The sequence below is a fragment of the Bradyrhizobium sp. 482_C4_N1_8 genome (genome assembly GCF_052075965.1).
Taxonomy (GTDB): Bacteria; Pseudomonadota; Alphaproteobacteria; order Rhizobiales; family Xanthobacteraceae; genus Bradyrhizobium; species Bradyrhizobium barranii.
The window spans coordinates 7802336-7825461 of the sequence record NZ_CP197231.1; the positions used below are offsets into that span (position 1 = coordinate 7802336).

At 66.0% G+C, this 23126-nt stretch carries 20 protein-coding genes; 7 read left to right on the top strand and 13 right to left on the bottom strand.

Annotated elements, in window-relative coordinates; genetic code table 11:
- Nucleotides 1-80: 80 nt before the first annotated feature.
- From AB7Z56_RS36945 to AB7Z56_RS36965, 5 genes are all read right to left on the bottom strand, one after another.
- A complete protein-coding gene (locus AB7Z56_RS36945) occupies nt 81-1631 on the bottom strand; it encodes a hypothetical protein (RefSeq protein WP_231143620.1) in 1551 nt (516 codons plus the stop codon).
- Nucleotides 1632-1724: 93 nt separating this feature from the next.
- Nucleotides 1725-2696, bottom strand: coding sequence for a hypothetical protein (locus tag AB7Z56_RS36950; protein WP_063985444.1), 972 nt, complete (start codon nt 2694-2696; stop codon nt 1725-1727).
- 334 nt (nt 2697-3030) lie between these two features.
- Nucleotides 3031-3528 carry a TPM domain-containing protein gene (locus AB7Z56_RS36955; RefSeq protein ID WP_063985445.1) on the bottom strand — a complete coding sequence of 166 codons (498 nt, stop codon included), beginning with the start codon at nt 3526-3528 and terminating at the stop codon, nt 3031-3033.
- Between the two features lie 5 nt (nt 3529-3533).
- Complete coding sequence (locus tag AB7Z56_RS36960; RefSeq protein WP_063985446.1) at nt 3534-4430, bottom strand: TPM domain-containing protein; 897 nt, start codon at nt 4428-4430, stop codon at nt 3534-3536.
- A 138-nt stretch (nt 4431-4568) separates the two neighbouring features.
- Nucleotides 4569-5177 (bottom strand): LemA family protein, encoded by a 609-nt coding sequence (locus AB7Z56_RS36965; RefSeq protein WP_063985447.1) that lies wholly within the window; start codon nt 5175-5177, stop codon nt 4569-4571.
- Nucleotides 5178-5348: 171 nt separating this feature from the next.
- Between AB7Z56_RS36965 and AB7Z56_RS36970 the strand changes: the two genes are divergently transcribed.
- The 3 genes from AB7Z56_RS36970 to AB7Z56_RS36980 are packed head-to-tail and all read left to right on the top strand — an operon-like array spanning nt 5349 to nt 8559.
- Nucleotides 5349-6203, top strand: a complete 855-nt coding sequence (locus AB7Z56_RS36970; protein ID WP_063985448.1) for an enoyl-CoA hydratase — start codon at nt 5349-5351, stop codon at nt 6201-6203.
- Between the two features lie 4 nt (nt 6204-6207).
- On the top strand, nt 6208-7347 hold the full coding sequence (locus tag AB7Z56_RS36975; RefSeq protein WP_063985449.1) for an acyl-CoA dehydrogenase family protein: 1140 nt from the start codon (nt 6208-6210) through the stop codon (nt 7345-7347).
- A 15-nt stretch (nt 7348-7362) separates the two neighbouring features.
- Nucleotides 7363-8559, top strand: a complete 1197-nt coding sequence (locus tag AB7Z56_RS36980; protein WP_063985450.1) for an acyl-CoA dehydrogenase family protein — start codon at nt 7363-7365, stop codon at nt 8557-8559.
- A 237-nt stretch (nt 8560-8796) separates the two neighbouring features.
- On the opposite strand, the gene AB7Z56_RS36985 is transcribed toward AB7Z56_RS36980, so the two are convergent.
- The 3 genes from AB7Z56_RS36985 to AB7Z56_RS36995 form a co-directional block, all read right to left on the bottom strand.
- Entirely contained in the window at nt 8797-11121 is a 2325-nt protein-coding gene (locus AB7Z56_RS36985; protein WP_063985451.1) for a xanthine dehydrogenase family protein molybdopterin-binding subunit, read from the bottom strand.
- Between the two features lie 227 nt (nt 11122-11348).
- Complete coding sequence (locus AB7Z56_RS36990; protein WP_063985452.1) at nt 11349-12227, bottom strand: dihydrodipicolinate synthase family protein; 879 nt, start codon at nt 12225-12227, stop codon at nt 11349-11351.
- 64 nt (nt 12228-12291) lie between these two features.
- Nucleotides 12292-13257, bottom strand: a complete 966-nt coding sequence (locus AB7Z56_RS36995) for a VOC family protein (RefSeq protein WP_063985453.1) — start codon at nt 13255-13257, stop codon at nt 12292-12294.
- 200 nt (nt 13258-13457) lie between these two features.
- Between AB7Z56_RS36995 and AB7Z56_RS37000 the strand changes: the two genes are divergently transcribed.
- Nucleotides 13458-14324, top strand: coding sequence for a S1C family serine protease (locus AB7Z56_RS37000; protein WP_063985454.1), 867 nt, complete (start codon nt 13458-13460; stop codon nt 14322-14324).
- Nucleotides 14321-14692, top strand: coding sequence for a response regulator transcription factor (locus tag AB7Z56_RS37005; RefSeq protein WP_063985455.1), 372 nt, complete (start codon nt 14321-14323; stop codon nt 14690-14692). The genes AB7Z56_RS37000 and AB7Z56_RS37005 overlap by 4 nt, the downstream gene beginning before the upstream one ends.
- 12 nt (nt 14693-14704) lie before the next feature.
- Here AB7Z56_RS37005 and AB7Z56_RS37010 read toward each other — a convergent pair whose 3' ends face one another.
- The 4 genes from AB7Z56_RS37010 to AB7Z56_RS37025 all read right to left on the bottom strand — a co-directional run bounded on the left by AB7Z56_RS37010 (nt 14705) and on the right by AB7Z56_RS37025 (nt 19813).
- The gene (locus AB7Z56_RS37010) at nt 14705-15781 is read right to left on the bottom strand and encodes a sensor histidine kinase (protein ID WP_063985456.1); all 1077 of its coding nucleotides are present in this window, start codon (nt 15779-15781) and stop codon (nt 14705-14707) included.
- Nucleotides 15768-16460 (bottom strand): response regulator transcription factor, encoded by a 693-nt coding sequence (locus AB7Z56_RS37015; RefSeq protein ID WP_063985457.1) that lies wholly within the window; start codon nt 16458-16460, stop codon nt 15768-15770. Before AB7Z56_RS37015 ends, AB7Z56_RS37010 begins: the two co-directional genes overlap by 14 nt.
- A gap of 100 nt (nt 16461-16560) precedes the next feature.
- Nucleotides 16561-17136: a hypothetical protein gene (locus AB7Z56_RS37020; protein WP_063985458.1), complete on the bottom strand. Its 576-nt coding sequence runs from the start codon at nt 17134-17136 to the stop codon at nt 16561-16563.
- Between the two features lie 340 nt (nt 17137-17476).
- Complete coding sequence (locus AB7Z56_RS37025; protein WP_231143621.1) at nt 17477-19813, bottom strand: Tex family protein; 2337 nt, start codon at nt 19811-19813, stop codon at nt 17477-17479.
- 246 nt (nt 19814-20059) lie between these two features.
- Here AB7Z56_RS37025 and AB7Z56_RS37030 point away from each other — a divergent pair, with 246 nt between their 5' ends.
- Both AB7Z56_RS37030 and AB7Z56_RS37035 read left to right on the top strand, forming a co-directional pair.
- Nucleotides 20060-21166: a ring-opening amidohydrolase gene (locus AB7Z56_RS37030; RefSeq protein WP_166081270.1), complete on the top strand. Its 1107-nt coding sequence runs from the start codon at nt 20060-20062 to the stop codon at nt 21164-21166.
- Between the two features lie 112 nt (nt 21167-21278).
- Complete coding sequence (locus AB7Z56_RS37035; protein ID WP_014492253.1) at nt 21279-22748, top strand: amidase; 1470 nt, start codon at nt 21279-21281, stop codon at nt 22746-22748.
- A gap of 38 nt (nt 22749-22786) precedes the next feature.
- On the opposite strand, the gene AB7Z56_RS37040 is transcribed toward AB7Z56_RS37035, so the two are convergent.
- Entirely contained in the window at nt 22787-23104 is a 318-nt protein-coding gene (locus tag AB7Z56_RS37040; protein ID WP_028151536.1) for a hypothetical protein, read from the bottom strand.
- Nucleotides 23105-23126: the final 22 nt, after the last annotated feature.

A 23126-nucleotide genomic window follows, 5' to 3' on the forward strand; every position in this document is an offset into this window, starting at 1 on the left:
GGGTCATCCAAATCGGTTGCGGGCTTTATCTGGCGCGTGATCCTTTCGAAAAACCGCTACACGCTGTTTCGGATCACGCGCTAACGCGTCTTGATGAAGCACATGCCGATGCGGCTCGATGCCGCGGCAGCCTGACAGGTGAGACCTTTAGCACAGCTCCATGACGTAAAACTCTTATCCGACGCTCCCGATCCCGCATTTTGCAGGGAACAATGGGCACCCCAGCCATCCTGATATTCGGTGCCGGCCAGCTCGCCGCTGCCGCGGGTCTGCGGCCGGCTGGCAAATCCGCGTGAGAAATCAGGGCGTTTTCCCGCGGCGAATGCGGTGAGGATGTCGCGGCGGCGGACCTGGTCGCCGAAGAAGTGCGGCGAGGCCGGCACGATGGTGGAGTTCGACGGCTTGTCCGCCAGCCAGTCGACGCCGGGGAAATGGAAGCCGCCGATGCCGCGGGTCTGGTGGCAGCCGCCGCAGGTGACGTCGTTGAGGCGGCGCTGGAAGCCCGCGACCGAGCGGATGTTCTGCATGTCGATGCCACGCGCCGCCGCCTGCTTCAGCGCGCCGACCACGTCGTTGTCGTTGAAGACGGGCTCGCCCTTGTTGCTGTCCCTGTCCTCCCCTTGCACCATGCCGAACTCCGGCTGCAACGGCGAAGCATCGAGGCCCGCCGGCGTCGGCACCACCGCGGCCTTGGCCAGGAATTTCTCGGGGATCAGCACCGTGCCGCGATCGAACTCGCGGAGATTTTCCGGCGCAAGCAGCCAGGCCTTGAAGTCACGTCGAAGATCGTCGTCGGCGAGGATGCGGTCGCGATCGATCTGGTTCTCCAGCGTCGATTCCTCGAACGTCTTCGTCGCGGCGTTATACTTGAACACCTTGAGCAGATAGTCGGAGCGGAAATCGTGCAGTGCCGATTTCGGCGCGATGGAGATCTGGATATTGGTCTCGATGCGGTCGAGCATGGCGTCGGAAGGGGAGATGCCGCTGCCGATCAGCCCCTGCCAGTCGCCATTGTCGAGCCAGCGCCGCGCGACCTCGGCGCAGGTAACAGGCTTGCCGCTCGCATCGGTCTGGCGCGCATCGCGTGCCTTCATCACCAGATTGAACGTCATCGGCAGACGCGTTGCGGTCTTGCCACCTTCCGGCTTACTCTCGAAACGCACCAGCCGATAGATCAGCCTGATCTCGCCGCACGCCTCCTCCGAGACATAGGCGCGGTCCATGCGATTGACGATGCCGGCCAGCACGAAGCGGGTGTCGCGCGATTTGAGATTGGCCCGATCGAACAGCTGCACGTCAAAGCCTTCACCGACGCCGATGGTCTCGGTCGGGTACGCCGCCTTCTGCCTGATGATGTAGCGGTCGAACTCCGCGTCGATCGCGGGTGGAATTCCCTTGAGCTGCGACAGCGACGAGAACAGCAAATCGGTCGTCAGCGGAACGTTTGCGTTCCGCTCCGGCCATAGCAGGCGCGAGATCGTGAGCGAATCGTTCTGGTCGAGCTTGCGGAGCAGATCGGGATCGATGATCGCCGTGCCGCGCGTCAACGGCGCGTTCTCCGCTGCGAAAAGCGAAGCAGTCCCGCCAAGCAAGACGGCGGCAGCAACGAGAATTCGCAACGCGCGGCTCATGCCTTCAGTAACACCGCGTAAGCCGGCCTATTCAAGTCAAAAGGCGCCTCACATGGTGGTGAAGCGCCTCTTTGAAGAGCGGAGATCGAACGCTCAGCGTGCGACGATCAGGCCCTTGCTGGTGACGACGACCCAGCGGCCGTCCTGACGGCGGATCGCATCGACGCGGCCAATTCCGGGGATGGGGTCACCGGCATAGACCTCGTAGAGGCCGCCGCGGCCCTCGATCAGCGCGCCGCCATTGGCAACGTCCCGCAGAACCCAGCCGTCGATCGTCGGCAACCGGCCGACCTCGGTCTTGGGCGCGGCAGGGGCCGGAACCGGTGCAGCGGCTGCGGTCGCAACCTGGGTCGGCGCGATCGAGCCGGTGGTCTCCTTCGCGGCGGCAGCCGCGGCCTGCGCGGGGGCCGCGGGCGGCGTGGCGCGGAGCTTGTCGACGGTCTCGGACAGCTTTGCGATTTTGGCCATCGGCTCGGCCTGGGCCTTCTCGAGCTTGTCGAGGCGGTCATTGGACCGGTTGAACTGGCTGAGGCCAGTCTTGGAGGTGTGCTCGACATTCGCCTTCAGTGCGACGACATCGGCATCGATCCGGGCAACCGAGGATTCCAGCGCGCTGGTGTCGGCGACCTGCACCGGCGCGGGGGCCGGGGCCGCGAAGTGCATCATGCCCGCAGTCGCGAGCGCGCCGCTGATGGCGCCGACGCTGGCCGCAATCGCCACCACCGCGGCCATCGCCGACAGGCGGCGCTTGCCGCCGGTCTCGCGCGGCTCGTCCGCCTTCACATGCGGGGCAAACTCTTCGCGCTCCCAGGAGCGCTCCGACGGTGCCATGACGATGAGCTTGCCGGGCTTTGGCTCGGGCTTGGTCTCGGCCCTGGTTTCGAACTTCGGCACCTCGACCTTGGGCGGCTCGACCTTGGGGGCTTCAGCCTTCACCGGATCAGCTTTGGGCGGCGCTTCATGGTCGGGCGCAATCGAGGGAGCCTCGATGCCGGCAGCCTCGACGGCCTGCGGCGCGGTCACCGCGGCTTCGACGCTCGTATCCTGGGCAGCCTGCTCAGCCATTGGTTCGCTCACAGTTCGAATACTCCACTCTGGATTGACCTTTTGGTAACTTTCATTGCTTGCGAAATCCTTACTTCGGGACCCGCTTACCGAAATTTTAGGAAGTCATCCGGGGCCGAATTGGGCCGGGAACGTGGAACCGGTGTGGCGGGCGTGAAACAAATTGTAAGCCGGGGAAGATGAACGGCCGCGGAATGGGTGCCTCCACACCGTCATTGCGAGCACAGCGAAGCAATCCAGAATCTTTCCAAAGCCGCCGTCTGGATTGCTTCGTCGCGAGAGCTCCTCGCAATGACGGAGCGCGCCGCACCCGCCGGCTCCCAATCACTATCCGTCACATCACGACCGGCGCATCCGGCAGCTCGTTCGCATGCGGGCCCTGCGGCGGGAAATGTCGCGACAGCTCGCGCGACACCGCCGCGATGCCGCCGATCACGCCGCGCTCGAACTGGCCGGAGGCGAACTCGGCCTCCATCGCGCGGCAGATGTTCTCCCAGCCCTCGGCACCGACCTTCGCGTGAATGCCGCGGTCGGCAACGATCTCGACGTCGCGATCGGCGAGCAGGAGATAGATCAGGACGCCGTTGTTGTGCGCGGTATCCCAGATGCGCAAGTGAGAGAACACGTCGAGCGCACGCTCACGGGCCGGCTGGTTGCGGAACAGCGGTCGCCCGTCGAGCGCGCCTTCGACGACGAAGCGGACCTGGCCGGAATGTGTGCTCTCACCCTGCTTGATCGCCTGCTCGATGCGGGCGAGCACCTTTGGCGGGAAGATTTGCTTCGCCCGCCAATGATGCTGCACGAGATGTCTGGCAATGCGCTTCATGCTCATGACCGCTACCAGCTCCCCGAGGCGCCGCCGCCGCCAAAACTGCCGCCACCGCCGCTGAAGCTGCCGCCGTCGCTGGACGACGATCCGCTGCTCCAGCCGCCTCCCGAAGAGCCGCTCGACCACGAGCCGCCGCGCGACGATCTCGTGGCTGGCGCCATCGCCGCAAACAGATCGGCGATGAAGCCGATGACGAAGCCCAGCGCTCCGAGCGCGAGCGCGATTGCAAAGGACCCGAGAATGAGCCAGGTCAGCGCCGCGATGATGCCGCCGGTCGCCAAGGAGCCAAGCAGCCGCCCCAGCATGGCCCGGAAGAAGCCGCCGACCCCGATCGAGGCGAACAGCGTCACGATGAACAGCGGCGCGATATCATCCAGATTACCGAAATTCACAGTCGGCGAAGGTACTGGCAGCGGCTCCCCGTCGATCACGCGGATCATGCGATCGACACCATCCGAGATGCCGCCGCCGAAATCGCCCGTCCTGAATTTCGGCGTGATGATCTCGTCGATGATCCGCCGCGAGGTGACGTCGGTGAGCGCGCCCTCGAGGCCGTAGCCGACCTCGATGCGCAAATGCCGGTCGTTCTTGGCGACGACGAGGATCGCGCCGTCGTCCACCTTCTTGCGGCCGACCTTCCAGGCGTCGGCAACGCGGATGGAAAACTGCTCGATCGTCTCCGGCTGCGTGGTCGGCACGATCAGGACGGCGACCTGGCTGCCTTTTCGAGTCTCGAAGTCTCGCAGCTTTTGCGACAGCGCGGCGACGTCGGCGCTGGAGAGCGTGCCGGTCTGGTCGACCACGCGACCTGTGAGTTGCGGCACGGCGACATCGGCCAAGGCGGGGAAATTGAAGGCGAGGAGGAGTACGAATACGGCTATCGCTTGCCACAACCTCGCTGTCATCGCCCGGCTTGACCGGGCGATCCAGTATTCCAGAGACGCCGGCGGATTACGGAGAAGCTGCGGCGTACTGGATTCCCCGCCTTCGCGGGGAATGACGGCGGTGGGTGGGGCTGGGCGCATTCGCAAAACGGCGCGCAGCTACTTCGACGGCGCGGGCGCCGGGTTGAAATCGACCTTCGGCGCGGTCGAGATCTCCTTTTCGTTCTCGACCGCGAAATTCGGCTTCTCCTTGTAGCCGAACATCATCGCGGTGAGGTTGCTCGGGAAGGAGCGAATGGTGACGTTATAGTCCTGCACCGCCTTGATGTAGCGGTTGCGCGCGACCGTGATGCGGTTCTCGGTGCCTTCGAGCTGCGACATCAAATCCTTGAACAGCGCATCGGACTTGAGCTGCGGATAGTTCTCGGTGACGACCAAGAGACGTGACAGCGCGCTGGAGAGCTCGCCCTGGGCGGCCTGGAACTTCTGGAAGGCGGCGGGGTCGTTCAGCACCTCAGGCGTCGCCTGGATGCTGCCGACCTTGGCGCGCGCATTGGTGACGCCGAGCAGCACGTCCTTCTCCTGCTGCGCAAAACCCTTCACCGAGTTGACGAGATTGGGCACGAGATCGGCTCGGCGCTGATACTGGTTCACGACCTCGGACCAGTTGCCCTTGATCTGCTCGTCCTCGCTCTGGATGGCGTTGTAGCCGCAGTTGGTCAGGCTCAGCGAGGCCAGAGCCGCCAGCACGGTCAGGATCTTGCGCATCAAATTCCTCCCGGTGAAATCTGGCGTAAACTATCAGATTGAACGCGCGGGGTGCCAGACATCTTGTGCCGGCGGCGCGAAAAGCAACCGACTGACGCAAGCCCCTTGCCTATCCCTGGCCGACATAGTCAACTTGAGCAAAACAAGAACGGAAACGCCAAGGGGAACGCGATGAGCTCGTTCGAGACCATCCTCGTGGAGAGGCCCGAGCCGGCGATTGCCCGGATCGTGATGAACCGGCCCGAGGCGCGCAACGCGCAGAACCTGCAGATGACCTACGACCTCAACGCCGCCTTCGACGAGGCGGTGCAGGACGACGCGGTCAAGGTGATCATCCTCGCCGGCAACGGGCCGCATTTCTCATCGGGCCACGATCTGCGCCCCGGCGGCAAGAACGCCGCAGGTGTCGATTTTCCGCCGATCGGAAATTGGGGCGGCTTCGCGGAGGCGAACGCGCATGGCCGCTTCGCGCGCGAACAGGAAATCTATCTCCAGATCACGCGGCGTTGGCGCAACCTCGCCAAGCCGACCATTGCCGAGGTGCACGGCAAGTGCATTGCCGGCGGGCTGATGCTGGCCTGGGCCTGTGACCTCATCGTCGCCAGCGACGATGCGCAGTTCTGCGATCCCGTGGTGACCATGGGCGTCTGTGGGGTCGAATGGTTCGTGCATCCCTGGGAGCTCGGACCGCGCAAGGCCAAGGAGTTTTTGTTCACGGCCGACGCATGGAGTGCGCAGGAGGCGCATCAGCTCGGCATGGTCAACCGGGTCGTGCCGCGCGCGGAGCTTTCAGCGTCGGTGCTGGAGCTGGCGCGCCGGATCGCATCAAAGCCGTCCTTCGCGCTGAAGCTGACCAAGGAAGCCGTGAACCGCTCGGTCGATGTGATGGGCCAGCCCGCCGCGATCGACCAGGCCTTTGCGCTGCATCAGCTCTGTCACGCCCATAACCTTCAGGAGTTCGGCATGGTGGTCGATCCATCCGGACTGCATCCCTCCGTGCGCAAGCCGCCGGCGGCCGCGGAGTAACGACATGGACCTCAATCTGAGTGACGAGCAACGGCTGCTGCGCGAAAGCGCGGAACGCTTCGTGGCCGAGAGCTACGACGCCGATCATCGCCGCAAAATGGCGAACGATCCGTCCGGCTTCAGCCCTGCGGTGTGGAAGCAGTTCGCCGAGCTTGGTTGGCTGGCACTGCCGATCGCGGAAGAGTTTGACGGGCTCGGTGGCGGCGCGGTCGAGATCGGCATTCTGATGGAAGCCTTCGGCCGCGGGTTGGTGTCGGAACCGTATGTTGCAACGGTGGTGCTTGGAGCCTCGCTCATCGACAAATGCGGCAGCACCGCGCAGAAGCAGGCGAGGCTGCCGAAGGTCGCGGATGGATCGCTGAAGCTCGCCTTTGCCCATTCCGAGCGCACGGCGCGGTTCGATCTCGCAAAAGTCGCGACCGTCGCCCACAAGACGGCGCAAGGCTGGCGTCTTGCCGGCAGCAAGATCGCGGTGCTCGAGGGCCACGCCGCCGACGAGATCATCGTATCCGCGCATGTCCACGACCATCAGGGACCGTCGGGGCGGATCGGCCTGTTCCTGGTGCCGGCAAAGACACCGAGCCTCGCCATCAGCGACTACGAGCGTCTCGGCGGCGGACGGGCCTGCAATATCGAGCTGTCCGGCGTCGAGCTGCCGGAGGATGCCCTGCTCGGCGACGGACATGACGCCCTGCCCGCGATCGAATGGGCCATCGATCGCGCCATGGCTGCGTTAGGTGCCGAAGCCGTCGGCCTCATGCAGACGCTGCTCGACACCACGCTGGAATACACCAAGATCCGAAAGCAGTTCGGCCGGCCGCTCTCAGCCAACCAGGTGATCCGCCACCGCCTCGCCGACATGGCAATGCAGGTCGACGAGGCGCGCTCGATGGCGCTGCGCGCCGCGCTGAAGGTGGACAGCCCGCCGATCGAGCGCGCGCGGGCCGCCTCCGGTGCGAAAGCGAAGATCGGCAAATGCGCGCGCTTCGTCGGCGAGCAGTCGATCCAGCTTCATGGCGGCATGGGCGTCACCGAGGAGCTCGAGGTCGGCGCCTATTTCAAGCGGCTGGTCGCCTTCGACACGCTGTTCGGCGGCAGCGCGCACCATTACAGCCGCCACGCCCAGCTTGGCCGCACGGCCTGACACAAGGAGCGCATCATGGACCTCTCGTTCAACACCGAGGAGCGCGCTTTCCAGGACGAGGTGCGCGGCTTCATCGCCAAGAATCTCACCGAGGAGATGAAGCGCGCAACCGCGCTGACGCCGTCGGTGTTCTCCGATCCTGATATCGGCATGGCCTGGCAGCGCGCGCTGCACCGGCAGGGCTGGGGCGCACCGGGCTGGCCGGTCGAATATGGCGGTCCGGACTGGACGCCGGCGCAGCGCTGGATTTTCGAGACCGAAAGCGCTCGGGCCGGCGTGCCCAATGTCAACGTGATGGGCGTGAAGATGGTCGGGCCTGTTATCATCGGCTTCGGTTCGCCCGAGCAGAAGAACTTTTATCTACCGCGCATTCTCTCCGGCGAGGATTATTGGTGCCAGGGCTATTCCGAGCCGGGCTCCGGCTCCGATCTCTCGTCGCTGAAGACGCGCGCGGTGCGCGACGGCGACGACTACATCATCAACGGCACGAAAATCTGGACCACGCATGCCCACCACGCCAACCGCATGTTCGCGCTGGTGCGCACCAGCGACGGACCGCGGCAGCAGGACGGCATCAGTTTTATTCTCATCGACATGACAACGCCGGGCATCACCACGCGCCCGATCCTGACCATCGGCGGCGACCACGAGGTCAACCAGGTGTTCTTCGACGACGTGCGTGTGCCCGTGGCCAATCGCGTCGGCGAGGAAGGCAAGGGCTGGACCTACGGCAAGTATCTGCTCGAGTTCGAGCGGGGCTCCGGCATTGCGTCAGCGAAGCTGCGCGAGGGACTGAAGGCGATCGCGGAGCTGGCCGAGTCGGACCTGACCGGCCGCGCGATCGACAGCCCGGATATCGCCGTGCGCATCTCCGAGGTCGAAATCGACATCGACGCGCTGGAGATGACCGAGCTGCGCGTGCTCTCCGCACTTCAGACCGGGCAAAATCCCGGCGCGGTGTCGTCGATCCTGAAGCTGCGCAACAGCGAGATCCGGCAGGCCGTGACGCGGCTGGGGGCCGACGTGATCGGCCACGACGCCCTCGCGGTCGAGCCGATGCGCCCGCTCTACAAGCTCAACCACGCGCCGGCGACGCCTGAGGAGATGCTGACGGTGGTGCCGGAATATCTCAACGGCCGCGCCTACACGATCTTCGGCGGCACCTCGGAGATCCAGCGCGACATCATCGCGAAGATGATGCTGGGGATTTGAGGGCGTGGGGATTTAGCCAGAGCTGGCGCGGCATTCTCCGCTGTCGTCCCGGACAAGCGCAGCGAAGCGAAGCGCAGATCCGGGACCCATAACCACGGGGTGAGGTTATGGCGCGAGCTGGTCACCACGAGTCTTCGTCAAACAACGTCCTGTGGTTATGGGTCCCGGGTTCGCGCGTTGCGCGCCCCGGGACGACAGTTGGGTATGAGGCGGCAGCTAGCGCAACAACGCCTTCCGCTAACCCGCCACCTTCGCGTCCCGGATCGCCTTCCAGATCTTCTGCGGCGTCAGCGGCGTGTTGAGCTGGGTGATGCCGAGCTCGGCGAGTGCGTCCATCACGCCGTTGGTGACGCAGGGCGGGCCGCCGATGGCGCCGGATTCGCCGCAGCCCTTGGCGCCGAGCGGATTGGTGCGGCAGGGCGCGGAGTCGTCGAGCGTGACCTCGATCGGCGGAACGTCGTCAGCACGGGGGATGCAATAGTCCTGGTAGCTCGCGGTGAGGAGCTGGCCGTCCTCATCGTAGGACACGCCCTCGTACAGCGCTTGTCCAATGCCCTGCGCGACGCCGCCATGGATCTGGCCGGTGACCAGCATCGGGTTCACGGCGACACCGACGTCGTCGACGGTGGTGTAGCGCACGACCTTGGACACGCCGGTCTCCGGGTCGATCTCGACCTCGCAGATATGCGTGCCGTTCGGCCAGCTTGGGCCATCGACCTCACCTTCGGAATCGACGCTGAGCTTGGCGCCGCCCTCCTTCTCGGCGAGATCGAACAGGCTGATGCGGCGGTCGGTGCCGACCACGGTGAGCATGCCGCCCTGATATTCGATATCCTCGACCGAGGTCTCGAGCACGTTGGCCGCCTTCTCGCGCGCCTTCTGAATCAGGTCGTTGGAGGAAACTGCCACGGCCGTGCCGCCGACGAACAGCGAGCGCGAGCCGACGCTGCCGAAGCCCATCGCAAGATCAGTGTCACCCTGGACGACGTCGATCTTGTCCATGGCAATGCCGAGCGTGTCGGAGATCATCTGGGTATAGGTGGTCTGCAGCCCCTGCCCCATCGCCATGGTGCCGGAATGCAGCACGACGCGGCCCTGCGACGTCGCATGCAGGCTGACCTTCTCGGTGTGGGCGCGGCCGCCGGTCCATTCGATGTAGGACGTGAGCCCGCGGCCGTAGAGCAGGCCCTTCTTCTTCGCCGCCTTCTTGCGCGCGGCAAAGCCGTCCCAATCCGCAAGCTTCACGGCGCGATCGAGCATGTGCGCGAAGGCGCCGGAATCGTAAACCTGGCCCGCAGCGTTGGTGTAGGGCAGCTGCGTCGGCTTGATGTAGTTCGCCTTACGGATCGCACGCGGATCCATGCCGATCTTTCGCGCGGCGGCGTCGAACAGACGCTCGACGATGAACACCGCTTCAGGCCGGCCCGCGCCGCGATAGGCGCCGACCGGCGCGGTGTGGGTCATCACCGACTGCACCTCGAAATGCACCAGCGGCAAATCGTAGACGCCGGTCTGCACGAACGGCCCGAGCACCAGAGGGATGATGTTCGCCGCGCCCGAGGAGTACGCGCCGGTGCAGCCGATCGACTTGACGCGATAGGCCAGCACCTTGCCCTTCTCGTCGAGCGCGAAGGAGGCCGTCGAGGTGAGATCGCGGCCATGGGTGCCGCCGACGAATTCGTCGGTGCGGTCGCCGCGCCAGCGGATCTTCCTGTTCAGCTTGGTTGCGGCATAGGCGACGATGCCATCCTCGGGATAGAGGTTGGTCTTCTGGCCAAAGCCGCCGCCGATGTCGCCGACCAGCACGCGGACGCTGTCCTTGGGGCGCTTGAGCACGGCTTCCGCCAGCACGTCGCGGGTCGAGGCCGGCGTCTGCGACTGCACATGCAGGAGGAGGCGGCCGGTCTTCTTGTCAATCTCGGCAATGGTCGAGCGCGGCTCCATCGCGGAGGGCACCAGACGCTGGCTGACGATGTCGAGCTCGACCGTATGCGCAGCCTTGGCAAACGCTTCGTCCGCCTTGGCGGCATCGCCATAGCTCATCGCGCCGACGATGTTGTCGGGCGCCTCGGGCCATACCACGGGCGCGCCGGGCTTGACCGCCTCGACAGGATCGACCACCGCGGGCTGCACGTCGTATTCGATCACGATCGCTTCGGCCGCGCTTTGCGCTTCCGCACGAGAGGCGGCCACCACCGCCGCAATCGCTTCGCCGGCGTAGCGGACGATCTCATGGGCGAGCAGGCGGCGCGGCGGCACCGTCATCGGCTTGCCGTCGGGGCGCTTGAAGATGCTCAGGGTCGGAATGGTGCCGATATCGTCCTTGACGAGGTCAGCGCCGGTGTAGATCGCGGTGACGCCCGGCATCGATGCCGCAGCGCCGGTGTCGATCGAGACGATCTTCGCGTGGGCATGCGGCGAGCGCAGCACATGCAACCACAGCGCGCCTTCCTCCGGCTTGTCGTCGATGAACTGCCCCTTCCCGGTGAGCAGCCGCTGGTCTTCCAAACGCTTGACGGGCTGGCCCGCTCCGAAACGCAAATTGCCGGGAAGAATGTTCATTCCGTGGGGTCCTCAGGGTCTTTTCGAAACTGCGGGCAGCCTTTTAGCGGATCGATCGGAGGCATACCAGCCGCGGTTTTGGGCGGGATATCCACGATTTCGGCATGCCGTCTCGCAAATCCGCGATTCCGTAGGGTGGGCAAAGGCGCGCTTGCGCCGTGCCCACCATCTCTCAACGGATGATCGGGATGGTGGGCACGCTACGCTTTGCCCACCCAAAGGCACTGCTACGGAGAAAGCTCCCTCAACGCCGCTTCCACGACCTTGCGCGCCTCCACGGTCAGCGCGGCCTGCGGCGGGACGGGATCGCCGACGTCGTAGCCCTGGATCGCCAAGCCCGCCTTGATGCAGGCGGCGAGGTTGAAGCGGGCGAAAGCCTCGTTGATCCGCCACAGTCTGCGCTGGAGCGCCATGGCCTCGTCCCAGCGGCCGGCCTTGCAGAGGTCGTAGAGCGCGACGCTCTGGCGCGGGATGATGCAGGCCGGTCCCGCCATCCAGCCGAGCCCGCCGATCAGCATCACCGCCGCCGGGATATGGGCGGAAGCCGAGAACACGCGCAAGGCATCGCCGCAGCGGTTCATGATCGAGAGCAGCCGGCCGGTATTGGTCGAGGCGTCCTTGATGTAGCCGATGCGCGGATGTTCAGCGAGGCGCGCGATGATGTCGAGGGTGAGGTCGGAGCGCTGGAATTGCGGATTGGTGTAGATGACGACGGGGATGTCGACGGCATCCGCGATGCTGCGGAAGTAGGATTCGACCTGGGCGTCGGCGAGCGGAAAGTACGCTTCCAGGATCGCCAGGATGCCGTTGGCGCCGAGCCTCTGATAGGCCCTCGCCTGCGCCACTGCGTCCGCCGTCGCGGTGGAGGCGACGCCGGCCACAACCGGCACGCGGCCCTTCGCGGCCTCGATGGTGGTCTGCACGATCGCGGTGCGTTGCGCGGCATTGAGATAGGCGAACTCGCCAGTCGAACCCAGCGGCGTCAGCCCGTGCACGCCTGCGCCGATCAAATCGTCGCAGAGCTTGCCGAGGACTTCGGTGCGCACCGTGCCATCGGCATCGACGGGCGAAACGAGATAGGGAAAGACGCCGTGAAAATCGGGCATGTCAGGCTGAACCCCGGAAAATTGGCTAGCGCCTGACCGGTCATAGCAATGCCCGCGCTAGCGATCAAACCCTGATCAGGCGCACCCGCGTGCCCCAGGGATCGACGGCCTCCAGACCGTTGGCGAGCGCTGTGACCTGCGCACCGCCTTTGCGCAGGCGTTCCTCCTGCGCGGCGAGAATGTCCTGCTTCGCCATCACCAGCGAGAACCAGGCAAGCCCCGTCGTCTGATCGTCACGTTGGCCGGCCCCCTGGCTCTGCCAGACGTTCATGCCGAGGTGATGGTGATAGCGGCCCGACGACAGGAACGCGGCGCCGCCACGGCGGCGGGTCGGATCGAGGCCGACCGTGCCGTGATAGAACCGTTCGGCCTCGGCGAGATCGCCGACACGCAGATGCATGTGGCCGACGCGCAGACCGTCCGGCGCCTTGGCGTAGTCTGCCACGCGCGTGTTGGTCAGCGACAAGAGGTCAGGGATGTTGAGCTCGTCGCTCGCCATCTTCACGCTGCCCTCGCTCCACTGCCATTGCGAGGGATCGCGGTCGGCATAGACCTCGATGCCGTTGCCTTCGGGGTCGTCGAGATAGACGGATTCACTGACGAGATGATCGGCAAAGCCCGACAGCTTCACGCGATGCGAGGCGGCGTGCACCAGCCAGCGCGCGAGATCTTTGCGCGACGGCATCAAGAAGGCGGTGTGGTAGAGGCCCGCGGCGTTGCGCGGCTCGATCGCGGCCTCGGGACGGGCTTCCAGCACGAGCAGCGTGATGCCGGCCGTGCCGAGCGTCGCGGCGGTCGCGGAGCGCTCCATCACGGTGAGCCCGATCACGTCGCGATAGTAGTCCGCGACCTTGTCGAGGTTCTTGACCCGGAGCGTCACCATGCCCACCCGCATCGGCGTGCGGCTGGCATAGGTCGGCCCGCCGCCTTGCGGCATGCCCTCGGCCCGAGCGGCGGCGGCGGCCGCCATCGCGAGCGAGGTCGCACCGGCGAGTTGAAGCAGGGTGCGGCGGGTGAGGTCGACGGTCATCGGTCGGGGCTCGCTGGAAACGCTGGAGGTCGTACAGTGCAATTCCTGGATTGCTACACGTTCCCGTGAAGGCGTCCCAATCACATGTTCGTCGGCCGCGGCCCTGCGGAGGCCGGTCCGCCCCGTCTGTCCTGGCCACCCGGCCAGTTTCGCAATCGCCCGCGACATCCCAGATTGAGGATAATCTACAGGAGCCTTCCATGACCGACCCCACTCCTCTGTCGTCCCTTTCGTCCGCGCTCGCGGATGTCGTGGCGCGCACCGCGCCGTCCGTCGTCGCCGTGCATTCGCATCGCTCCCGCGCCACCGGCTTCGTCTGGAAACCCGGCTTGATCGTCACTGCCGACGAAGCGCTGGCCGACGAGGGCGATATCCAGATCAGCCTCCCCGACGGCAGCAATGCTGCCGCCACAATCGTCGGCCGCGACCATACGACCGACATCGCGCTGTTGCGCACCGATGCCAGTCTTGCGCCGGTCAAGCTGGCCGCGACCGTTCCGCCCCTCGGCACGCTGTCGGTCGTCGTCGCCACCGATCGCGATGCGCCGAGCGCGGCGCTCGGCATGGTATCACTGTCCGGCAAGAGCTGGCGCTCCTTGCGCGGCGGCGACATCGATGCGCGTATCGAGCTCGACGTGCGCCTGCGCTTCGCGCAGCAAGGCGGGCTCGCACTCGACGCAACAGGCGACGCCTTCGGCATGGCCGTGCTCGGGCCGCGGCGGGTCCTGGTGATCCCGACGGCGACAATCGAGCGGGTCGCGGCACAGCTCGAGGCGCGCGGTCGCATCGCCCGCGGATATCTCGGCCTCGGGCTCCAGCCGGTGCGGCTCGACGATGGCATCGGTGCGATGGTGATGAATGTCGACAAGGCCGGTCCTTCGGCTGCGGCCGGCATCCGCCAGGGCGACGTCATCGTGGCGGTCAACGGCCAGAAGCTCTCCGGCGTGCGTGCGCTGTCGCGGACGCTGGGACCTGCGAGCGTCGGCACGGTGGTCGATGTCGCGGTGCGCCGCGGCGGCGAGCCAGTCAGCTTCAAGGTCACGATCGGCGAGAGGCCGGAGGCGTGAGCGAGGACAACGCGCCCGAGATCGTGCTCGCCCTGGAGATCGACGATCCCGCCCTCGCCGATCGCCTGGCGGTCTTGCTCGGCAACATCGCCGGGCTTCGGCTCGCCGCGCCCGGCGAGGCCGCCACGGCGACGGTCATGGCCCGCGATCCGCGCAGCATGCCGGACGACATCGCGCTGACGCAGCGCGAGCTCGATGTCCTGGCGCTGATGGCGGAAGGCGCGTCCAACAAGCTGATCGCGCGCCAGCTCGGCATTTCCGTGCACACGGTCAAATTCCACGTCGGTTCGCTGCTCGATAAGCTGGATGCCACCGGCCGCACCGACGCGGTCGCGCATGCGGCACGCCGCGGCGTGATCGAGCTATGACGCCGTCAGCTCCTATCGCGCTGGTGTCGCCGGGAAGCTGAGCCGGACCGTGAGGCCCGGCGCATTGTCGTGCAGTGCAATCTCGGCGCCATGGAGACCGGCAACGGCCGCGACCAGGCTCAAGCCCAGACCGTTGCCCGGCGTGTAACGACTCTGTTCGAGCCGGTAGAAGCGCTTGAACACGTGATCGCGCTCTTCGGTGGGAATGCCCGGACCATCGTCGGCGATCGCGATCACCGCTCCGCCGCCGGCACTGCGACAGGTCACGGTGACCTGCCCGCCCGCGCGGCCGTGCTTGATCGCGTTGTCGACGAGATTGGCGATGGCGTCGAACAGCAGGTCGCGGTCCCCCGTAATCGCAACCTCGCGGTCGCCGTCAAGGCTGAGGCGGGTCGCGACCTGCTCGGCCGCGGCGTCGTAGAGCTCGACGACCTCGCCGGCAATCTCGGTGAGGCTCAGCGTGCGAAACGCGCTCCGGCGGGCGCGGGTCTCGATCTCCGAGATCCGGGTGATGGAAGCGAACATGCCGAGCACGGCGTCGAGATCGGCGATGGTATCGCCAATCAGCGTCGCATCGGCCTCGCCATTGCGCGGGGTGTGATAGGCCTTTTCCAGCCGGCCGCGCATGCGTGTCAGCGGCGTGCGCAGATCGTGGGCGACGTTGTCGCTGACCTGCTTGACCTCGCCCATCAGCGTCTCGATGCGGTCGAGCATCTGGTTGAGATTTTCGGCGACGCGGTCCCACTCGTCGTGACTGCCGCGCAAGGGAATGCGCCGGTCGAGCCCCGACAGCATGATGGCGCGACTGGTCGCATTGATCTCCTCGATCCGTCCGACCGTGCGCCGCGTCACCAGCACGGCCGCGACCCCGGCCAGCACGGCCAGCAGCACGGCGACGGCGACCATCGCGAGCTCGATCATCGCGGTGAAGCCGCTGTGATCGCCGGCGTCGCCGACCCGGCCCTGCACATAGGCGATCGTGCCGAAATAGACATAGGCCATGATCGCCGCGACGATCAGGCCGAACGCCGCGATCGCGATCAGTGCCAGACGGAAGGTGGAGGAGCGGAGCGTCTTAGCCAGGAGCACGGATGCAATATCCGATGCCGCGGATCGTATGGATCAGCGGATAGGCCTGGGCATCGTCGACCTTGCGGCGGACCCGCCCGACATAGACGTCGATGATGTTGGTGGAGGGATCGAAGTGCAGATCCCAGACATGCTGGAGCAGCATCGCCCGGGAGACGACGCGGCCTTCGTTGCGGACGAGATATTCGAGCAGCTGGAACTCGCGCGGCAGCAGCGGAATTTTCCGGCCGCGCCGGCTGGCGTTGCGCGCGATCAGGTCGATGGCGAGATCGCCGACCCGCAGGATGGTTTCCTTGGCGACGGTCTCGCTGCGGCGGCCGAGCGCCTCGAGGCGCGCCAGCAGCTCGACGAAGGAGAACGGCTTGACGAGATAGTCATCGCCGCCGGCGCGCAAACCGCGCACGCGGTCGTCGACCTCGCCGAGCGCGGAGATGATCAGGAAGGGTGCGGCGATGCCGTCGTCGCGCAACTGGCGCATCACGGCGATGCCATCGATGTCGGGCAGCATGCGGTCGATGGTGATCACGGCATAGTCGCGGGCGACGCCGTGGCTCAGGGCTTCACGACCCGTCGCGGCAAGATCGACGTCGTAGCCCGAGGTGGTGAGCTCCTCGACGAGCTGGCCTGCGGTTTCCGGATCGTCCTCGACGACCAGAATGCGGCGGTGACCTCCGGTCATGCAAAACTCCGCGCGACGATCGCCACCAGACTATCCCGTTCCGGGGCTGAGCGGAACCGCCCGGTGGCGATCGCGACAATGGTGCGGTACCGCGATGCGACTACCAATAGTCTCCGCACACATTGACCCATTGCCATCCATAGGGCGTCAAGCTCCTGCGCCAGCAACCATCGTCGTAATAGTTGGCATAGTTGGCATAGAAGAACGGCGCGCCGACGAAAGCGAACCGGTTGAAGCGGTGACGGTGGAAGAAGGCATGGCGGCCAATGAACGGCCTGCCGTGCCAGCCCGGGCCAGCAAACCGCGGGCCGAAAGCGGCGCGGGTCGCTAATGGTGCACCGGCAAAGCGCGGCCCGATGGCGGCGCGGGCATTCATTGGCGAGCCGACGAAGCGGGCGCCACCGAAACGAGCACCGCCGATGCCGCCAAATCGCATGCCGCCGCCACCCATACCGCCGACGTGCATACCGCCGCCGAAGCCACCCGCATGCATTCCGCCGCCACCGAAGTGTCCACCACCGCCAAAGCCGCCATGTCCGCCACCGCCGAAGCCGCCACCGCCGTGGCCTCCGCCACCGCCACCGCCGCCGCCGCCACGGGCAAGCACAGGTGAAGCGAGCGCCATCATTGCGGCGAGCGTCACCGCAGTGACGCCTTTGAGAAGCCTGTTGTCCATCGAAGCATCCTCCGTGCTGCGCGGCGATCTTTCTGCCGCGCGAGGAGGATCAGATGAGAGGAAGGGACAGGCACCTTCAACTTACAAACGCGCCAGATTCTGACGCAGGTGTTAGGGACGAACGCTCTTTCGCTCCCTCACCCCGTTCTGACGGGGAGAGGGTGGGGTGAGAGGCTGCGTCCCGCCGAGGCGATCTAAAAAGTGATCGCAACGCTTGTCCCGTGCACCGTCAAGTTACGAGCCGGAGAGACCTTTGATCTGGTCAGCCGCATGCCTTGCCTCACCCGGATCGCTAGCGCGATCCGACCTCTCCCCGCAAGAGCGGGGAGAGGTTAAAGTATCACGCCCGCTTGCCGCCGTTCTTCTCGGCCGCCCGGCGCATGGCCTCCGCGAGGGCACCGCCGCCGGAGGATTCCTGGTTGCGCGGGGCCGACGACGTCATGCGCGCGGGGTTTCGCGAGCTGTTGTCCCGCTGCATGCCGGGCGCATCCTTCTTGGCGCCGACCTCGTCGTCGAGGCGCAATGTCAGCGAGATGCGCTTGCGGGCGACTTCGAAGTCCAGCACTTTCACCTTGACGATGTCGCCGGGCTTCACCACCTCGCGCGGATCCTTGATGTAGTTCCTGGACATCGCCGAGATGTGAACCAGGCCGTCCTGATGCACGCCGATATCGACGAAGGCGCCGAAGGCGGCAACGTTGGTCACGGTCCCCTCGAGGATCATGCCTTTCTGGAGATGCTTGATCTCCTCGACGCCCTCCTTGAACACCGCGGCCTTGAACGCCGGACGCGGGTCGCGGCCGGGCTTCTCGAGCTCGCGCAGGATGTCGGTGACGGTCGGCAGACCAAAGGTCTCGTCGACGAAATCCTTCGGCTTCAATGTGCGGACGATCTCGCTGCTGCCGATCAGCGCCTTGATGTCGCTCTTGGTGGCGCTGAGAATCCGGCGCACAACGGGATAGGCTTCCGGATGCACGCCGGAGGCGTCGAGCGGATCTTCGCCGCCGAGGATGCGCAGGAAGCCGGCACACTGCTCGAACGCCTTCGGCCCGAGCCGCGGCACGTCCTTGAGCGCCTTGCGCGACTTGAACGGGCCGTTGGCGTCGCGGTGTGCCACGATGCTCGAGGCAAGGCCGGAGCCGACGCCCGACACGCGGGCCAGCAGCGGCGCCGAGGCGGTGTTGACGTCGACGCCGACCGCGTTCACGCAGTCTTCGACCACGGCATCGAGCGATTTGGCGAGCTTGGCCTGGCCGAGGTCGTGCTGATACTGGCCGACGCCGATTGCCTTGGGCTCGATCTTGACGAGCTCGGCGAGCGGATCCTGGAGCCGCCGCGCGATCGAGACCGCGCCGCGCAGGGTGACGTCGAGACCCGGCAACTCCTCCGAGGCGAAGGCCGAGGCCGAATAGACCGACGCGCCGGCTTCCGACACCACGATCTTGGTCATCTTCAGCTCGGCCAGGCCCTTGACGAGATCGCCTGCGAGCTTGTCGGTCTCGCGCGAGGCGGTGCCGTTGCCGATCGCGATCAGCTCGACGCGATGCTTCAGCGCAAGCTTGCCGATGATCGCAAGCGCCTCGTTCCACTGCCGCTGCGGCTCGTGCGGATAGATCACGGCGGTATCGACCACCTTGCCGGTCGCGTCGGTGACGGCGACCTTGACGCCGGTGCGGTAGCCGGGATCGAGCCCCATGGTGACGCGGGTGCCGGCGGGTGCCGCGAGCAGCAGGTCGCGCAAATTGGAGGCGAACACGCGCACGGCCTCGGTCTCGGCGGCGTTCCACAGCCGCATGCGCAGGTCGATGTTGAGATGCACCTGGATCTTGGTGCGCCAGGCCCAGCGCACGGTGTCGATCAGCCAGCGGTCGCCGGCGCGCTTGAGGTCGGCGATGCCGAACCGCTTCATGATCTTCAATTCATAAGCGCTCGGCACGCCCGGCGGCGACGCTTCGGCTTCGGCCTGGATCTGGAGATCGAGGACCTCTTCCTTCTCGCCGCGGAACATCGCGAGGATGCGGTGCGACGGGAGCTTCGTCAGCGGCTCGGAGAACTCGAAATAATCGGCGAACTTCTCGCCCTCGGTCTTCTTGCCGTCGCGCACCTTGGAGGCCATGCGCGCGTTGGTCCACACCTCCTCGCGCAAAGCACCGATCAGGTCGGCGTCCTCGTCGAAGCGCTCGACCAGGATGGCGCGGGCGCCATCGAGCGCGGCAGCGGCATCGGCCACGCCCTTCTCGGCGTTGATGAAGGTTTCGGCCACGACCTTCGGATCGTTGCCCGGCTCCGCCATCAGCTGATTGGCGAGCGGCTCGAGCCCGGCTTCCTTGGCGATCTCGGCCTTGGTGCGGCGCTTCGGCTTGAACGGCAGGTAGATGTCTTCGAGGCGCGCCTTGCTGTCGGCGGCGAGAATGGAGGCTTCGAGCGCGGCATCGAGCTTGCCCTGCTCGCGGACCGATTCGAGGATCGCCTTGCGGCGGTCTTCGAGCTCGCGCAAATAGCCCAGGCGCTCCTCCAGGGTGCGCAATTGCGCGTCGTCGAGCGCACCGGTCGCTTCCTTGCGGTAGCGGGCGATGAAGGGAACCGTGGCGCCGCCGTCGAGCAACGTCACCGTCGCCTCGACCTGCTCCGCCCGTACCCCAAGCTCCTGCGCAATTTTCTGGTTGATATTTGCCACGCGAGAATCCCTCTATCAAGCACGCGACGCGGGGGCGAACCACCGGCAGCGGGACGCCGCTTATGGACCAACCGAGGTTGATTCATCAAGGTGCGGCGCGCAACCGTCGACAGAGGATTTTTTTGTTGAACCGGATGCGATCTCGCCACATTCGTGGGTGCCTGCGCCCTGCTTGTGCCTTGACATGCGCGTCCGTTCCACGGCTGGTTCATCCGCCGGACCACCGAACTCCACACGAGGACTGCAATGCGGACAGCATCGGTCGGCGTCTTCAGGGTCGCCACCACCGGCCCCGGCGACGTCTCCGGCCTCATGGCCATGATCGGCTCCGGCGCGATCGACCCGACAACGATTTTGGCCATCCTCGGCAAGACCGAAGGCAATGGCGGCGTCAACGATTTTACGCGGGAATATGCCGTTGCTGCGTTGTGCACCGCGCTGGCGCCAGAACTCGGCCTTTCGCCAGAGGCGGTCGAGCAGCGCATCGCCTTCGTGATGTCGGGTGGCACCGAAGGCGTCCTCAGCCCGCATATCACGGTGTTCACGCGGCGCGAGGCTGAGCGCCCGGCAGGCATGTCCGGCAAGCGCTTGAGCATCGGCATGGCGCACACGCGGGACTTCCTCCCCGAAGAGATCGGCCGCTCCGCACAGATCGTGGAAACGGCCAAGGCGGTGACTGCCGCGATGGCGGATGCCAGCATCACCGATCCCGCCGACGTCCATTTCGTGCAGATCAAATGCCCGCTGCTTACCAGCGACCGCGTCGAAGCGGCAAACGCGCGCGGCAACACGACGGCCACGACCAGCGCCTACAGCTCGATGGCCTATTCGCGCGGCGCCTCCGCGCTTGGGGTCGCGGTCGCGCTCGGCGAGATCGCTTCCGATATCAGCGACGACGACGTGCTGCGGCGCTACGATCTGTTCTCGTCGGTTGCGTCCACCTCGTCAGGGATCGAGCTGATGCACAACGTCATCATCGTGCTCGGCAACTCGGCGTCTTCAGCGAGCGAGTTCGAGATCGGCCACGCCGTGATGAACGATGCGATCGATGTCCCGGCGGTGGTTTCGGCGCTGAAAAGCGTTGGCCTTGGCGTCGCGCCGCTAGCCACCGAGGGCCGCGAGCTCGTCAATATCTTCGCCAAGGCCGAGGCCTCGCCTGATGGCAGAGTGCGCGGCTTCCGCCACACCATGCTGGAGGATACCGACATCAGCTCGACGCGCCATGCCCGCGCAGCCGTCGGCGGCCTGATCGCCGGCCTCGCCGGCACCGGCGCGGTCTATGTCTCCGGCGGTGCCGAGCATCAGGGGCCGGCGGGCGGCGGCCCGGTTGCGGTGATCGCACGGCTGTCTTAATGACGCTGCGACCTCTCCGCCCGGCGCAACCCTGCCCTTCGCGCCGGCTCAGTTGATTCACGCGGGCCCTTGCGAAAAAGGTGACGCCGCTACCCACGGGGATTTGGACTTCATGACTTTGCCGATGAGCTGGAACGAATGGGCGCAGCACGATGGCGTCGGACTGGCGGCGCGCGTCCGCAAGGGCGAGCTGACGGCGAAGGAGCTGGCGCGCCAGGCGGCTGCGGGCGTCGCCAAGGTCAATCCGGCACTGTCGGGCGTGGTCGAGCTGTTCGAGGACGTGATCGCCGATCCGGCCAAGGACGGCGCCAATCTTGCCGGCCCGTTCGCCGGCCTGCCCTTCCTGATGAAGGACCTCGGACCGACCATGAAGGGCCGGCTGCAGGAGATGGGCTCGCTGCTGATGCGCGGCAATCGCGCCGCGGCCGATACGTTTCTCACCGGTAAATTCCGTCAGGCAGGCCTCAACCTGATCGGACGCACGACGACGCCGGAATTCGGCGTGTGCAGCTCGGCCGACAATCCCGCCGTCTACGTGACGCGCAATCCCTGGAATACCGACTACACCACCTGCGGCTCGTCCGCGGGCAGCGCGGCGATGGTCGCGGCCGGCGTCGTCCCGATCGCGCATGCGACCGACGGCGGCGGCTCGATCCGCATTCCCGCCGGCGTCAACGGCAATATCGGTTTGAAAGTATCGCGCGGCGTGTTCTCGCTCGCGCCGCACATGTCCGATCTCACCGGCCTCGTCTCGATCCAGGGCTGTCAATCGCGCTCGGTGCGCGACACCGCTGCCTTCGTCGATCATGCCCGTGGACCTGCGCCCGGCGAGTTCATGCCATTCTGGACGACGGCGCAGCCCTATTCCGAGATGATCAAGCGCGACCCGTCAAAGCTTCGCATCGCGCTGTCGCACACCTGGGGCGACTACACCGCAACGCCGGAGATCGCCGCCGAGCTGGAGAAAACCGGCCGCTTCCTCGAAGGCCTCGGCCATCACGTCGAATACGCGCTGCCCGAACTCGACTTCCGCGCCGCGTTCGCGGCGCAGACCACCTGCTACATCAGCAATTTTGCCGTGGTGATCTCCAACATGCTCGCCGCACGCGGGCTGGAAAAGCCGCCGGAAGATCTGATCGAGCCCATGAACATCAGGATCTGGGAAGCCGGTCGGCACACGAGCTTCGCCGAGCGGGCGAAGATGCAAGGCGTGTTCAACACCACGTCACGTGGCTTCGGCGCGTTCTTCGAGCAGTGGGACGTGATCCTGACGCCGATCACCGCGTTGCCGACGCCGAAGGTCGGCACCAGGGAATATCTCACCATCTCCGACAACCCTGACGTCCTCGACTGGTTCGGCAATCTCTGGCGCTTCTTCGCCTTTACGCCGCTGGCCAATCTCTGCGGCATGCCGGCGATCTCGATGCCGATGGCAGAGCAAGACCACGGCCTGCCGCTCGGCATCCAGGCCATCGCCAAGCAGGCCAATGACGGCCTGCTCCTGCAACTCGCCGCCCAGATCGAGCGCGCTCTCGACGGCAAGTGGAACGGCGGCAAGAAGCCGAAGGTGCATGTGGGCTGAGAGATTGCGATCGCATTCACAAGCGATCGCCCGCGATCTCAATTCTTCACCGTCGGGATCACCTCCGCCGGCTGTTGCTGCCCCTGCCTGTACATTGCCAGCGCCTTGTCGAGCGCCTCGCGCAGCGCCAGCGCTGCGGCCACGCTGCAACGCAAGTGCGCGGTCTGGACCACGTCGACCCTGACGGCGGCCCCGACCGGCATCAGCAGGTTCGCGGCGAGCTCGATCTGGATCGCGCCGTTGTGGTGTCCGAAGCAGGATGCGCCGTCGAAATAGATGATCGGTGCCCGTTCCGAGCTGGAGCTCGAAATGGTCACGGGCCCCTGATTGGTGGCGGGTGTTTCGGGGTCGGCCATGGGCACTCCTTGGGGCTAGTCG